We start from the raw sequence: 13,610 nt of genomic DNA on the forward strand, positions 1-13,610 counted from the left end.
TGAGTATCGAAAGCGTCCGGTGCCCCGGTGTGGGATGGTCATTTCTAACGAAGCCAACGCCGGACAGACTCGGAGAGGACGGCAACGATGACGACCGTCGCCGACCAGATCATCGCCGCGCTGAAAGCCAGTTGCATCCAACGTGTTTACGGCCTGCCCGGTGACAGTCTCAACGGGTTCACCGACGCGATCCGCCGCGCGGCGGGCATCACCTGGAATCACGTACGCCACGAGGAGGCCGCCGCGTTTGCCGCTGCCGCGGACGCCGCCTTAACCGGTGGGCTGGCAGTGTGCGCCGGCAGCTGCGGGCCGGGCAACCTGCACCTGATCAATGGGCTCTACGACGCGCAGCGCAGCGCGGTTCCGGTGCTCGCGATCGCAGCACAGATCCCGCTGACCGAAATCGGATCGGACTACTTCCAAGAGACCCACCCCGAGCAGCTATTCAAAGAATGCAGCGTCTATTGCGAGCTGATCAGCACGCCCGAGATGGCACCGCGCATCGTCGAGATGGCGATGCGCGCCGCCGTCGAAGAACGCGGAGTCGCCGTGGTGGTGATACCCGGCGAGGTGTTCTTGAGCCGAGCGGCACAGAACGCGTGGGACGTTCGCCCCGTAAAGCCCACCCACTCGGTGCTACGTCCCGACGACGAGTCGCTGACCCGCGCGGCCCGGATCCTCGACGTTTCAAACCGGATCACGATCCTCGCCGGCGCCGGCGCGGCCGGTGCCCACGGTGAATTGATCGGGTTGGCCGCCACGCTGCAGGCGCCGATCGTTCATACCCTGCGCGGCAAGGAGCACATCGAATACGACAACCCCTACGACGTTGGCATGACCGGGCTATTGGGATTCGCCTCCGGGTACAAGGCGATCCGCGAGGCCGAGGTTCTGCTGATGTTGGGCACGGACTTTCCCTACCGGCAGTTCTATCCCGAGAACGCCACCGTGATCCAGGTGGATATCCGCGGACGCCATCTCGGGCGGCGCACCCCCGTCGATGTCGGTTTGGTCGGTACGGTCAAGGACACCATCACCGCGCTGCAGCCGCTACTGCGCAATAAGACCGACCACGACCACCTGGACCGGGCAGTGCGGCATTACCGCAAGACCCGAGGGTCGATGGACGCGCTGGCGGTCAACGACCGAGACCGCACCCCGATCCGGCCCGAGTACGTGGCGGCAACAATCGACCGGCTCGCCGCCGACGATGCCGTGTTCACCTACGACGTCGGATCCCCGGTGATCTGGGCGGCGCGGTATCTGACCATGAATGGGCGGCGCCGGCTGATCGGTTCAGCTACCCACGGCACCATGGCCTGCGCGTTACCGCACGCCATCGGAGCCCAAACCCCGGACCGCGGTCGGCAGGTAGTCGCCCTGGCGGGCGACGGCGGACTCGCCATGCTCTTCGGTGAGCTGCTGACCCTGGTGCAGAACAAACTGCCGGTCAAGGTCGTGGTGTTCAACAACGCCTCGTTGAGCTTCGTCGAGCTGGAGATGAAGGCAGCAGGCATCGTCAACTTCGGCACCGATCTGCATAACCCCGACTTCGGGGCGGTCGCCCGAGCATTAGGAATGTTCGGTGCCCGCGTCGAAAAGCCCGGCGAACTCGAGTCGGCACTGGCCGGCGCGTTCGCCCATGACGGGCCCGCCCTTGTCGATGTTGTCACCGCCCGCCAGGAATTGAGCATCCCGCCCTCGATCTCCGCCGAACAGGCCAAGGGCTTCACGCTCTACGCGATCCGCACCATCCTTGCCGGTCGCGGCGACGAACTGCTCGACCTGATCACGACCAACGTTGCCCGTCGAATCCTCGACTAACCTCCCGCGGGACCATCAACAGCGATTACCTTGGGAACGAGCGATTTTCGGGTGCGCTCCGGGGTGCTCAGCCGAGCGTGGCCGAAGTGCGCTCCCACAGCTCGCGGGCAAGGCTGGGATCGCCGGCCAAGCGGCTGGTTCTAGCGACCCTGCGTTTCGCGAAGTACTCCCCCGGCATCCATTCGTCACCGGGAACGCTGGATGCGAGCCACACCAGTTGGTCTGCCCCTTCGTCCACGCTCGCGGTGAACCGGGCCTGCGGCGTGTACTGCTGCATGAAGACCAGGAACCGCGATCCCGACGCGCGGCCGAAGTTGGAGTTGACGTAGCCGGGATGGACCGTCGCAACGGACAGCCCGCCGGCGTGGTGGCGACGGTGTAATTCCTTGGTGAACAACACGATTGCCAGCTTGGACAGTGCGTACGCGGTGCCGGGACGGCGCCGCGCGGTGTCCTCCAGGTCGTCGACGGTGGCCCGGCGAACCAGCTTGTGCGACGAGCTGGTCGTGTTGACGATGGTCGCGCGCGAATCAATGAGCACCGGCAGCAGCTGGGTGGTCAGCAGGAACGGCGACAGGTAGTTGACCTGATAGGTGTGTTCGTAGCCGTCGGGTGTCAGCTGGATTTTTGTCCGCATGCCGCCGGCGTTGTTGAGCAGCACGTCGATGCGCGGATACCGGGAACGAATCTTGTCCGCCAAGGCGCGTACCTGAGCCAGGTTGCTGAAGTCGGCCACGAAGTAGTCGGCGCCCAATTCCGTTGCCACCGCGGCGGTCTTACTCTCCGAGCGCCCGACCACCACAACGTCATCACCGCTATGGCGTAGCCGGCGAGCTGCGGCGGCACCAATGCCGTCACTGCCACCCGTGATGACAACCGTCCTATGCGTCATTGCGTAGTCCTCCACGGGGAGTCTAGCGAGCGCGTGTTAGGCCAGCGAGTAACGAACCGGCAGGTGCTTGAGGCCGCCAACGAACGTCGTGGCAACCAGTTCCGGATCACCGGTCAGCTCAATCGATTTGAGTCGGGGCAGCAGCTCGGAGAAGAAGCTGTTGACTTCCATCCGGGCCAGGGCCGCACCCATGCAGAAGTGCACGCCGTAACCGAAGGCCAGGTGCTTGTTGGGGTCTCGCCCGACGTCAAAACGGAACGGTCGTCGAAGACTTCCTCGTCGCGATTGGCCGACACGTAAGACAGCAGCACGGAATCTCCCGCGGCGATAGGTACCCCGCGCACGGTGGTGTCCTCGTTGGCAGTCCGCATGAACTCCTTGACCGGCGTCACCCAGCGGATCATCTCCTCGGTCGCCAACGGCATCAGGTCGAGATTTTCGCGCAACCGCCTCTGTTGGTCCGGATTCTCGATGAGTGCCTGCAGGCCGCCGGAGATGGTCGCGCTGGTGGTGTCGTGGCCGGCGGTCGCCACGATCAGGTAGTAGGACACGGTGTCGATGTCGGACAGCGGTTCACCGTCGACGCGGGCGTTGGCGATCGCCGAGGCGAGATCCTCGGTCGGACTCTCGCGGCGGGCCGCGGTCACGCCGTTGAAGTAACCGAACATGTCGAGCAACGCGGGTATCTGATCCTCGCTTGTGTCACCGCGCTTGAATTCGGAGTCGTCGCTGCCGAACAGTTCCTGGGTGAGCTTGAGCATGCGGGCGAAGTCGGCCTCCGGGATACCCAGCAGCGACATGATCACGTAAAGCGGGTAGTTCACCGCAACCTGCTGGACGAAGTCACATTCGGGGCCGACGGCCAGCATCTTGTCGACGTAGATCTTGGCGAGCTCGTCAACTCGCATCTTCAACGCGCGCATAGCCTTTGGACGAAACCAGTCGGAGCCGATCGCACGCACCACCCGGTGTTGCGGGTCGTCCAAATGGATCAAGGTGCGCACCCCGGCGGCGGCTTGCAGCTCGTCGCCCTCGACGGTGGTGAGCACCGGGCGCGGCCAGTTCGTGAACAGCATGTTCTCGCGCTCGATGTCCATGATGTCGGCGTGTTTGGTGATCGCCCAGAACGCCTTGTAGTCCGGCACCTCGACCCGCGACACCGGCGCGGTGGCACGCAAATGAGCCAGCGCCGCGTGCAGCCGCTTTTCGTCGGTGTACGCCAACGGATCTGCCAACAATCGACCGGCATCGTCCATCGTCGTTGTGCTCACTGGCGAAACTCCTTCATTGCGGCGGTGATACAGGACTGGGAAGCGTTGTAGAAGATCGGCAGCACCCGGTCGACCATGCCCTCACACCGGGTTCTCAGGGCGGCGCCGACTTTGTCCACCGGGCCGACGACCGCGAAGGCCGCCAGCATTTCGTCGTCGATCAGCGATCCCATCGCGTCCCATTCGCCCTGCTTGGACAGGCGATTCAGCTCGGCGTGCAGGTCGCCCCAGCCATGCAGCTCAAGCACTTTGCGGTACGCGGGTGTGGATCCGTAGAAGGCGATCTGCTTGCGCGTGGCGGTCTTGGCCGCGGCCAACTCGGCGTCGTTCTCTCCGGTCGCCACCATCACCTCGCAGGACACCTGGAAGTCGCCGCGGTCGCGGCCGCTGCGCGCCATCCCGCGCAGCAGTGCCGGCACCGTCACCTCGTCGAGGTACCGCTTCGAGACCATCGGGTGGCCGAGGTGGCCGTCGGCGACCTCGCCGCACATCTCGGTCATCACTTCACCGACCGCCGCCATGAACACCTTGGGCACCGAATACGGGTGCTGCTCCGGGGTGAACATCGGCGTCATGATCTTGTGCGTATAGAACTCGCCCTCGAAGCTCAGCTTGGCGTCGCCGTTCCAGGCCGACCAGATGGCGTGCAGCGCGGAGACGAATTCGCGCATCCGGCGGGCCGGATGACTCCACGGCATGCTGAATCGCTTCTCGATGTGGGGCTGAATCTGGGTGCCCAGGCCGAGAATGAAGCGGCCCTGCGAATACGCCTGCAAATCCCAGGCGACGTTGGCGACGATCATCGGATTGCGCGCGAACGCCACCGCGATGTTGGTGCCGAGCTCGAGTCGCGACGTGTGCTCGGCGGCCAGCAGCAGCGGCAGAAACGGATCGTGACTGGTTTCGGCCGTCCAGCCGCCGTCGTATCCCTGTCGTTCCAGGTTGCCGACCGCTTCAACCACGCGTTCAAGTCGATTCGGGATGCCGCCATCGATCTTGAGGCGGGGGCCGTCAGGCATGCGGGTAACTTTACAGTAAGCAATCCAGTATGTGACCCTGCAGATCCAGGCGTGCGCGATCGAATCCGCAAGAGGTAGGACTAACGCATGACAAAACCCCCGGACTGGGAGGAAACGCTCTCCGATCTCGCCCTTCGACGTCAGCGCGCACGGGGCATGGGCGGGGCGGAGCGGCTCGACAAGCACCGCGGCAAGGGCAAGCTCGACGCCCGCGCGCGCATCGAGCGGCTCCTCGACCCGGGCACCTTCCGCGAAATAGGCACGCTCGTCGGCGGCGAGGTCGCGGCCGACGCACTGATCGTGGGATCGGGGGAGATCAACGGCTCGCCGGTGATGCTGGGCGCCGAGGACTTCACCACGATGGCCGGCAGCATCGGGCCCGGGGGCAACTCGAAGCGCTACCGCATCGCCGAGCTGGCACTGCGCAACAAGACTCCGCTGGTGATGTTGCTCGAAGGGGCGGGCTTTCGCCCCGGCGGCGGGCACTATGGGCGCGCCCCCACCGACCTGCTCGCTCAGGCGCAGTGTTCGGGCAAGGTGCCGACCGTCGCCGCGGTGCTGGGTCCCTCGGCCGGACATGGCGCGCTGGTGGCACCGGTGTGCGACTTCCGGATCATGAGCCGACAGGGCGCGATCTTCACCGCGGGACCCCCGGTCGTCAAAGAGTCGACCGGAGAAGACATTTCAAAGGAAGACCTCGGCGGACCCGTCACCGCCTTGCCCAGCGGCGTGATCCACAACGTCGCCGAAGACGACGAAGCCGTCATTGCCGACATCCGGCGTTACCTGTCGTACTTCCCGCGGAGCGCATGGTCGTACCCCACGCCGCTGGCACCCGACGAAGACAACGGGCCACGGCCGACGCCGGAACTGCTCGAGATCGTTTCGCGCGACAACCGCCGCGTCTATGACATGCGCGCGGTGCTCGATGTGGTTTTCGACCGGCCGGACTGGTTCGAAGTGCAGCCGCAGTACGGCAAGGCGATCATCTGCGCGCTGGCCCACCTCGGTGGCCATCCGGTCGCGGTCGTCGCGAACCAGCCCAACGTGCTGGCCGGCTCCATCGACGCCGACGCCGCGGACAAGGCGGCTCAATTCATCATGGTGGCCGACTCATTCCACCTGCCGCTCATCTTCTTTGCGGACAATCCCGGCATGCTGCCCGGCAGCCGGTCCGAGCGCAGCGGGGTGCTGCGCGCCGGCGCGCGCATGTTCGCCGCCCAGACGGCGGCCACCACCGTGAAGCTGCATGTGACGCTGCGCAAGGCATACGGGTTCGGCTCGATGGTCATGTCGCTACTGGGTTTCGACAGCCAGTCCGCGACCTTCGCCTACCCCGGCGCAACGATGGGCGCCATGAGCGCGGCGGCGCTGGGCCGGGCGACGCACGCCGGCGAGGACGTCACCGCGAAGTTGCGCGACGCCGAGTTGCAGGCGTCCTATCGCTCGGCCGAAAGCATGGGATTCGACGAACTCATCGATCCCCGCGAAACCCGAGACGCCTTGCTGGCTTCCCTGCTACGGGGTCTGTCGGCCCGGCAGGCCGTCGCGGAGCCGGTGAGCCGGACCCTGATTCTGCCGTGAGCGGCGGCAGCGTCTAAGGGCTAGTCCCCCGCCCGGTACGCCGCGACCACCGGCTCCAGCTCGTCGGGGGTCGCGCCGTGCATGATCACCGCATCGGCCCCGTACTCGAATTCCTTGCGGATGCGATCCGCACACTGCTGCGACGAGCCGGTGGCCGACGGCTCCAGCCACTCGTCGGGAATCAGCGTCGCGATGTGCGCGATCTGCTCGGGCGTGGCCTTGTGGTCGATGCCGCCGGCGACCGAGGTCACCACCGCATCTGCCCGGAAGCGTTCCAGCACAGCGGGATCCCAGTTGTTGGTCTTGACCAACAGATCGCCGTACCCCTGCAGATAGGTGGCCAGCCGGGCGACGGTCTTCTTCAGGCGCAGCTGCTCGGGCAGGTGGTCACCGACCGTTGCGAAGCATGACCACACCCGCACGCTGTCGGGGTCGCGGCCCGCCTTCTGGGCCGCGGATTTGACGGTTTTGACGCAACGCGCCAACGTCTCCGGCGTGAAGTAGGTGTGCAGGATGACGTCGTCGAAGGCGCGCCCGCCGAGCTCTAGTGTGTTGGGTCCGAACGCCACCAGCGCCAATCGAATGTCTTCGTTGAAGTCCGGGTCGAGAAACAGAATGGGGTATTTACCCATCGGGCCGTCATGGTTGAAGATCAGCTCGCCGTGGAACAGGCGCCGCATGACGTGCGCCCAGTCCTCCATCTGCGCGGTCGTGACCGCCGGTATGCCGAAGGCGCCGTAGATTGCGGCGATGCCACGCCCGATGCCCAGCGTGAATCGCCCGCGGGAGAGCCGGTGCATAGTGGTTGCCCACGATCCGGTGATCAGCGGGTGCCGCGTGTTGTGATTGGTTGCGGCGGTGGCGATCTGCATCCGGTTGGTCACCGCGCAGGCCGCGCCGACCAGAGACGACGCTTCCTTGACGTTCCAGCGCTCGGAGATGAATCCGGTGCCGAAGCCCAGCTCCTCGCCGCGGCGAGCCTCGTCCATCAACGTCGCCGGCCCCTCACCTCCGGCGCCGGCCAGCAGGTAGTAGCCCAATTCGTCGAGTGCGCGATCAGTCAATTCCAAACTCCTTGGTGGTAGCCGCAGTTCCAGACTTCGGTGATCCGGCCGGCAACGACGCGGAACACTTCGATGCTGGCGATGTAGGTCTTGTTGCCGTCGCCGGTGGTGATGGTCGAGTCGTAGACGATGGCGACGTGCTCGCCGTCCTCGTTGGCGATCACGATGTTCAGGTCGAAGTGCAGTGACTCGACGTGTTGCCACATGTCCGAGACCCGGGCAACCGCCTCGGCGTGGGTCAGCGTCCGCGCCTCACCGACCTCGTGCCGGATGACGTTGTCCCCCAACAACTCTTCGGCCAGTGCAATGTCGCGATCGTTCCAGACCACGAGGTTGTACAGTTCGACGACTTCGCGCGCCGTGCGGGTCGCCGTCATCGCGCGGCCACCTCGCGCAGGAATCGTTCGGAGACTTTTTGTACGCGGCGGGAGAAGATGTGGCCGACGTGGCTGCCGTCGTACCAGTACAGCTGACCGCCCCAGCGCTCCTGCAACGCGTCGGTGGGCTCGCGCATCGCCATCCGATCGTGCCATGCCCCGACGATGAGCCGGTGCTGCGGCGGCGGTGCCGGGTCGACCTTCAGCGGATCGATCACCGACGTCAACTGCGCGACCACCGGGGATCCCAGCAGGTCACGGAAGGCGTCCCGCGCCGATCCCCAGCGCGACAGGTGCCGGGCGATCATCGCGTTCAGACCCAGAATCGGGGTGTACAGCGCAACCGCGTCGATTTGCCGTTCCAGGTGCGAAACCAGCGCGGCGACCGGAGTTCCCATCGAAATACCTGACACCACAACGACACTGGCTTGTGGCTGTGCCCAGCGCACCACCGCACGCACCTCCGACACCGAACGCATCATGCCCGCGACGTTGCCCAGTGGATCCATGTCCGGATAGGCAGGCCATTCGCGGCGCCGGCGTCCGTGACCCGGCTGCACCGGCATCGCGACGTTGAACCCCAGCGTGTGGTGAATGTGGCCGATGCGAGACAGCAACAGATCTTCGGTGCCGCCCTGGCCGGCTCCGTGCACCCAGATCAGCCACGGGCGCGGGCCGTCGCGATGGCGGCACAGGTGCACCACGGCCCTGGACGGACCGCTCAGGCCCTCGGCCGCCAGCGTCTCCGGCAGCAGCGGGTCATGCTCGAACGTCATTCGTTCGTACGCCAGCCGGCCGATGCGGTGGCGCCGTATCGATGTCGCCCGCAACGGCTTTGGCGCGGCATGTGCGCCGTCGATGCCCAGCGCCGACAACTGCTCGGCGGCCGGCACGCATGCGCTCAGCGGCCGCACATCTTTTGTCAGATTCCCGCTCAGCAACGAAAAGCCACTCAGGACAAGTTCGTCCAGCATGACCTCGCCGAACTGACGTACCCCCCGCGGTGACGCGGGGACCCAGCCCGTGGACTCGTTGAGGCCGGCCACCGTGCGCGGCAGCACCATGCCCAGTTCGCGGCCGATACCTAGCCCGCGTGTCGCCAATGACATGCCGCTCACCTTAACCAGTCAGACCAGCTTGAAGCCGGTGTATCCGCCGGCGGCGATTTCGTCGCAGCGGCGCCGATATTCGGGGATTCCACCGGTATAGCCCATGTACATCCGCTTCTTGCCGGGCACGTTACCGCCGTTGTACCAAGAGTTGCAGGATGGGTGAACCAACACCGTGGGCGCGACGAGCGCGGTGGCATGGTCGATCCATTCCTGCTGCGCGGTGTCCAGCGCTTCGATGGTGCGGATTCCGTTGTCGCGCAGATGCGCGATGCAATCGCCGATCCACTCCACATGTTGTTCCAGCGCCGCGACGAAGTTCGTGGCCGCACTCGGGCTGCCCGGGCCCTGGATGGTGAACAGGTTGGGGAAACCGGCGACCGCCAGTCCGAGATAGGACAGCGGGCCTTCGGTCGCCCAGAACTCGCCCAGCGACCTGGCGTCGCGGCCCCGGACATCGATGCGACTCAGCGCTCCGGTCATCGCGTCGAACCCGGTGGCATAGACGATCACGTCGAGCTCGTACTCGTCGCTTTCGGTGCGGATGCCGTTCGCGGTTATCTCGCGAATCGGCGCCTTGCGCAGGTCGACCAGCGTGACGTTGGACCGGTTGAACGTCTCGTAGTAACCCTGATCGATGATCGGCCGCTTGCACGCGAAGGGATGCACGGGCACCAACGACGCCGCGGTCTGCGGGTCGTTGACGATGCGGGCCACCGCCTCGCCGTACAGCTTGGCCGCCATCTGGTTGGCCTCGATGTCGAAGAAGATGTCGCTCCAGTTGAGCGCGCCCATCACACCGTTCTCCTCGACGGCACGCAATTGGTCTTCCCGCGACGCCGACTTCAGCGGCGGACTGCTCAGCATTTCCAGCAGGACGGAAAAGGCGCTCAGACGTGCCGCCCCGATCGGGTGGGCCCGTTGGGCTTCCCGGATCTCGCCGTATCGGCCTTTCATCTCGTCCAGCTCGCCGGGTTCGAACCGGTGCACCTGCCACGGCAGCGTGTATGCCGGTGAACGCTGAAACACGCAGAGCTGCAAGGCTTGTTGAGCCACAACCGGGATCAGCTGAACCCCGGTAGAGCCGGTACCGATGACGCCGACCCGCTTTCCGGTCAGGTCGAAGCCCTCCTTCGGCCACCGGCTGGTGAACAGCGACGTTCCGGCGAACGTCCCCATCCCCGGGATGTCCGGCTCCAGCGGCACCGACAGGATGCCGGAGGCGGCGACGACGATCGGAGCGACAAACGACTCGCCGGAATCGGTGCGCACCAGCCACACCGCGGCCTCTTCGTCGAACTCCATCCCGACGACCTTGGTGTGGAACGCGATATCGCGGCGCAGGTCCAACCGGTCGGCGACGAAATTCAGGTATGCCTCGATCTCGGGCTGGGCGGGCATCGATTCCGTCCAGACCCATTCCTGCTGAATCTCTTCGGAGAAGCTGTAGGAGTACTCGATGCTTTCGATGTCACAGCGCGCACCGGGGTAGCGGTTGAACAACCAGGTGCCACCGACATTTTCGGCCATCTCCAGCACGCGCGTGCGGATACCGAGCTGGTGCAGCCGATGCAGCATGTACAGGCCGGAGAACCCGGCGCCGATCACCAGCACGTCGAAGGAGGCATCGGGTTCAGCCATTCTCACCACCGCTTATCCTCAGGATCGTTCGAGTCAGGTGCAGGCTCTTGATCCGCCAGGAGCCGTCGGTCTTCTGGTAGGTCTCGTGGTAGTGACCCGCGCCGTGCATCTCGCGGCCGTCGCCGAAGATGAGCAGGTCCTCCATCGCCCAGATGCCGGTGGCGGTGGTGGCCGAGGTGAGGGTGAGCTCCGGGGTGTGGCAATGGTGCATCGTCGCCACGCCCACCAGGCCACCCAGCACGGTCGGAACGAAGTTGTCGACGCCCTCGATCGGCGCCGCCGTCATCGGGTCGGCGCCGGCGACCGAAACCGCCATGTCGAGGGTGACCACCACGTCGGCGGTGAACACGCCGCACCAGGATTCGACGTCTTTGGTGTCCAGAAATCGGCAGTATCGCGCCTTGAGTTTTCGAAGCTCTTCCAGCTCATCAGCCACCGAGACAACCGGTTGAGTCATCACGCTCCTTGCTGCGCTCTGGACGAACTTCAGAGGACCTGCTGAAATCTATACTGTAAAGGACTTAGTATGAGCGAAACTACTACGGAGGGCAGGCGTGAGGGTCCCTTTCACCTGGAAAGTCACCGGATGGTTCATGGTCGGGTGGTCGCCCGAATTCCCCGTTGGCGAGGTCCGGCCCCTGCAGTATTTCGGTGAGGATCTCGTCGCCTATCGCGACCAGTCCGGCGAACTGCACGTTCTGGAAGCGCACTGCAAGCACCTCGGCGCCCACATCGGCCACGGCGGCAAGGTCGTCGGCGACTGCGTCGAGTGCCCCTTCCACGGCTGGCGCTGGGGCCCGGACGGCACCAACCGGTACATCCCTTATCAGCCGGACCGCCCCAATCGGGCGCTGCGACTGAAGTCGTATCCCGTCCAGGAGCAGTACGACTGCGTGTTTGTCTGGCATCACCCGGACGGCAAGGAGCCGCAATGGGAGATGCCCGACATCTTCGGTAAGTTCCCGCAGTTCGAGACGGATCCGGCCGGCTACTACCGGGCGTATCCGGAGTTCTCCCGGCGCGCGGAACGCGAACCGGTGCACCCGCAGATCGTGGCGGAGAACGCCCCTGACAGCGCCCATTTCGAGTATGTGCACCACGCGACGGTGACGCCAAGGGTGCTCGACTGGAAGATCGTCGACCAGGAATGGCAATTCATCGCGGGCTGGCCGGATGCGCGCAGCGACGATCCCGACGATCTCGCGCTGCGGTTCCACAGCCACCTGTTCGGTCTCGGCGGGGCGATCAGCGTCTTCGAGGGCGCGCAGAATCACCGGCTGATTTTCACCTGCACACCGGTCGACGACGAGTGCTCGGACCTGTTCTATTCGATCTGGTGGCCGCGAATCCCCGGCGACGACTCCGACGTGCCCGACGGCAAGCTGCGCGACCTGATCGAAAAGCAGTTCCTGTCCACCGCCTTCGACGACCTGGAGATCTGGCGCTACCAGAAGTACGTGGAACGCCCGGCGCTGTCTAAAGTCGACGCGAAAGGCTATATGGCACTGCGGAAATGGGCGATGCAGTTCTACGATGTCCCGCCCGAAGTCACCGCGTCTGCATGACATCCAAACTCGCCGGCATCGCGGCGCCCGAGCACACCGCGGTCATCACCCAGGAATGCCAGGGCGCGGTCATCGGCCCGCATGCGGGATTGGCGGCGCTCGCCGAGGAAGCCCGCCGCGAGGCGCTGCCCAACATCGTGCGGCTGTTGCCGGCGGCGCGTGCGGCCGGTGTGCATGTGGTGCACTGCCTGGTGCAGCGGCGCCCCGACGGGCTCGGCTCCAACCACAATGCCAAGATCTTCGCGATGGGTGGCGGCAACCAAGTGGACATCACGCCCGGCACACCCGGGGCGGCGTTGCTGCCCGAGTTAGGCCCTGCGCCAACGGATTTAATTCTGCGCCGCTGGCACGGCGTGGGACCGATGGGCGGCACCGACCTGGACGCGGTGCTGCGTAACCTCGGTGTTTCCACGGTCGTCGTGGTCGGTGTGTCGCTGAACATCGCGATACCCAACGTCGTCATGGATTCGGTCAACGCCGCCTACCGCGTAGTCATCCCCTCCGACGCCGTGGCGGGCATCCCGACCGAGTACGGTGCTGCGATGATCGCCAACACGCTTTCGCTGCTGGCAACGATCACCACGACCTCCGATCTGCTCCAGGCATGGCAGCAGCAGGCCAAAGGATCCCCATGACCGAGACAGCGCCGGAGGTGCGCGGCGGATTTCCCGACGTCAAGCCCGTCGAAAATGCTCCCGCCGAGCTGGGCTCATTCGTCGAGGCGTTGCGCCGCCTGCAGGACCTGACGGTGTCCACCAACCCCGACCCCACGCTGTGGGCCGCCGCGACCAGCCACCTAGAGAACGCGTGCGCTCTGCTGGACGGGCACCAGGTCCCGGAGACGCAGGCGGTGGCCGGCCGGGTGCTGACCCTGCCCGGGTTGGCGCATCCCCTGATGCCGCCCTGGATGGTGACCGACTCCGGTCCCGACGGCGTGACCATGGCCGGCCATTTCACCACCGCACACATTGGTGGTAATCGGGCCGTGCACGGCGGCATGATCCCGCTGTTCTACGACTGGCTGTTCGGCATGGTGGTGTCCACCGCGGGAATACGCCCGACCCGGACCGCTTACCTGCACGTCGACTACCGCAAGATCACCCCGATCGACGAACCCTTGATCGCCAAAGGCGCCATCAGCAATGCTGATGGCAGGAAAATCTTCATCACCTCGACGATGACCGCCGCCGACGGATCGCTGCTCAGCGAAGCCAATGGCCTGATGGTCCGTCTGCTACCCCACCAGCCGTGAGAGGCGCTCGAA

Annotated in this window: 12 protein-coding genes and 1 pseudogene; 5 read left to right on the top strand and 8 right to left on the bottom strand. The window is 65.4% G+C overall.

Annotated elements, in window-relative coordinates; translation table 11 throughout:
• The first annotated feature begins 87 nt into the window (after positions 1–87).
• On the top strand, positions 88–1,824 hold the full coding sequence (gene poxB, locus DB708_RS20155; protein ID WP_108925011.1) for a ubiquinone-dependent pyruvate dehydrogenase: 1,737 nt from the start codon (positions 88–90) through the stop codon (positions 1,822–1,824).
• A gap of 67 nt (positions 1,825–1,891) precedes the next feature.
• Here the strand turns inward: poxB and DB708_RS20160 are convergent, their stop codons facing one another.
• From DB708_RS20160 to DB708_RS20170, 3 genes and pseudogenes are all read right to left on the bottom strand, one after another.
• Complete coding sequence (locus tag DB708_RS20160) at positions 1,892–2,716, bottom strand: SDR family NAD(P)-dependent oxidoreductase (RefSeq protein ID WP_108925274.1); 825 nt, start codon at positions 2,714–2,716, stop codon at positions 1,892–1,894.
• A gap of 36 nt (positions 2,717–2,752) precedes the next feature.
• Positions 2,753–3,972, bottom strand: a pseudogene (locus tag DB708_RS20165) (cytochrome P450).
• Between the two features lie 11 nt (positions 3,973–3,983).
• Positions 3,984–5,006 carry an LLM class F420-dependent oxidoreductase gene (locus DB708_RS20170; protein WP_108925013.1) on the bottom strand — a complete coding sequence of 341 codons (1,023 nt, stop codon included), beginning with the start codon at positions 5,004–5,006 and terminating at the stop codon, positions 3,984–3,986.
• Positions 5,007–5,093: 87 nt separating this feature from the next.
• Here DB708_RS20170 and DB708_RS20175 point away from each other — a divergent pair, with 87 nt between their 5' ends.
• Entirely contained in the window at positions 5,094–6,590 is a 1,497-nt protein-coding gene (locus DB708_RS20175) for an acyl-CoA carboxylase subunit beta (protein WP_108925015.1), read from the top strand.
• Positions 6,591–6,610: 20 nt separating this feature from the next.
• On the opposite strand, the gene DB708_RS20180 is transcribed toward DB708_RS20175, so the two are convergent.
• The 5 genes from DB708_RS20180 to DB708_RS20200 are packed head-to-tail and all read right to left on the bottom strand — an operon-like array spanning position 6,611 to position 11,238.
• The gene (locus DB708_RS20180) at positions 6,611–7,654 is read right to left on the bottom strand and encodes a TIGR03857 family LLM class F420-dependent oxidoreductase (RefSeq protein WP_201263569.1); all 1,044 of its coding nucleotides are present in this window, start codon (positions 7,652–7,654) and stop codon (positions 6,611–6,613) included.
• On the bottom strand, positions 7,651–8,031 hold the full coding sequence (locus DB708_RS20185; protein ID WP_108925017.1) for a nuclear transport factor 2 family protein: 381 nt from the start codon (positions 8,029–8,031) through the stop codon (positions 7,651–7,653). Before DB708_RS20185 ends, DB708_RS20180 begins: the two co-directional genes overlap by 4 nt.
• On the bottom strand, positions 8,028–9,140 hold the full coding sequence (locus DB708_RS20190; protein ID WP_108925019.1) for an alpha/beta hydrolase family protein: 1,113 nt from the start codon (positions 9,138–9,140) through the stop codon (positions 8,028–8,030). The genes DB708_RS20185 and DB708_RS20190 overlap by 4 nt, the downstream gene beginning before the upstream one ends.
• A gap of 18 nt (positions 9,141–9,158) precedes the next feature.
• Positions 9,159–10,781, bottom strand: coding sequence for a flavin-containing monooxygenase (locus DB708_RS20195; protein ID WP_108925021.1), 1,623 nt, complete (start codon positions 10,779–10,781; stop codon positions 9,159–9,161).
• Positions 10,774–11,238: a nuclear transport factor 2 family protein gene (locus tag DB708_RS20200; protein ID WP_108925023.1), complete on the bottom strand. Its 465-nt coding sequence runs from the start codon at positions 11,236–11,238 to the stop codon at positions 10,774–10,776. Before DB708_RS20200 ends, DB708_RS20195 begins: the two co-directional genes overlap by 8 nt.
• A gap of 97 nt (positions 11,239–11,335) precedes the next feature.
• On the opposite strand from DB708_RS20200, the gene DB708_RS20205 reads away from it, so the two are divergent.
• Genes DB708_RS20205 through DB708_RS20215 form a run of 3 tightly spaced genes read left to right on the top strand, consistent with a single transcriptional unit; the run spans position 11,336 to position 13,598 of the window.
• Positions 11,336–12,346 (top strand): Rieske 2Fe-2S domain-containing protein, encoded by a 1,011-nt coding sequence (locus DB708_RS20205; protein ID WP_108925025.1) that lies wholly within the window; start codon positions 11,336–11,338, stop codon positions 12,344–12,346.
• Positions 12,343–12,981, top strand: a complete 639-nt coding sequence (locus tag DB708_RS20210) for a cysteine hydrolase family protein (RefSeq protein WP_108925027.1) — start codon at positions 12,343–12,345, stop codon at positions 12,979–12,981. Before DB708_RS20205 ends, DB708_RS20210 begins: the two co-directional genes overlap by 4 nt.
• Positions 12,978–13,598: a PaaI family thioesterase gene (locus DB708_RS20215; RefSeq protein WP_108925028.1), complete on the top strand. Its 621-nt coding sequence runs from the start codon at positions 12,978–12,980 to the stop codon at positions 13,596–13,598. The genes DB708_RS20210 and DB708_RS20215 overlap by 4 nt, the downstream gene beginning before the upstream one ends.
• Positions 13,599–13,610 lie beyond the last annotated feature (12 nt).

It is taken from the genome of Mycobacterium montefiorense (assembly GCF_003112775.1).
Taxonomy (GTDB): Bacteria; Actinomycetota; Actinomycetes; order Mycobacteriales; family Mycobacteriaceae; genus Mycobacterium; species Mycobacterium montefiorense.

What these genes read in the sequence shown, in the direction of transcription:
- DB708_RS20215 (WP_108925028.1), top strand. Translation starts at nt 12,978, where the DNA reads ATGACCGAGACAGCGCCGGAGGTGCGCGGCGGATTTCCCGACGTCAAG.
- DB708_RS20170 (WP_108925013.1), bottom strand. Translation starts at nt 5,006, where the DNA reads ATGCCTGACGGCCCCCGCCTCAAGATCGATGGCGGCATCCCGAATCGA.
- DB708_RS20195 (WP_108925021.1), bottom strand. Translation starts at nt 10,781, where the DNA reads ATGGCTGAACCCGATGCCTCCTTCGACGTGCTGGTGATCGGCGCCGGG.
- DB708_RS20190 (WP_108925019.1), bottom strand. Translation starts at nt 9,140, where the DNA reads ATGTCATTGGCGACACGCGGGCTAGGTATCGGCCGCGAACTGGGCATG.
- DB708_RS20185 (WP_108925017.1), bottom strand. Translation starts at nt 8,031, where the DNA reads ATGACGGCGACCCGCACGGCGCGCGAAGTCGTCGAACTGTACAACCTC.
- DB708_RS20175 (WP_108925015.1), top strand. Translation starts at nt 5,094, where the DNA reads ATGACAAAACCCCCGGACTGGGAGGAAACGCTCTCCGATCTCGCCCTT.
- DB708_RS20210 (WP_108925027.1), top strand. Translation starts at nt 12,343, where the DNA reads ATGACATCCAAACTCGCCGGCATCGCGGCGCCCGAGCACACCGCGGTC.
- DB708_RS20160 (WP_108925274.1), bottom strand. Translation starts at nt 2,716, where the DNA reads ATGACGCATAGGACGGTTGTCATCACGGGTGGCAGTGACGGCATTGGT.
- poxB (WP_108925011.1), top strand. Translation starts at nt 88, where the DNA reads ATGACGACCGTCGCCGACCAGATCATCGCCGCGCTGAAAGCCAGTTGC.
- DB708_RS20200 (WP_108925023.1), bottom strand. Translation starts at nt 11,238, where the DNA reads ATGACTCAACCGGTTGTCTCGGTGGCTGATGAGCTGGAAGAGCTTCGA.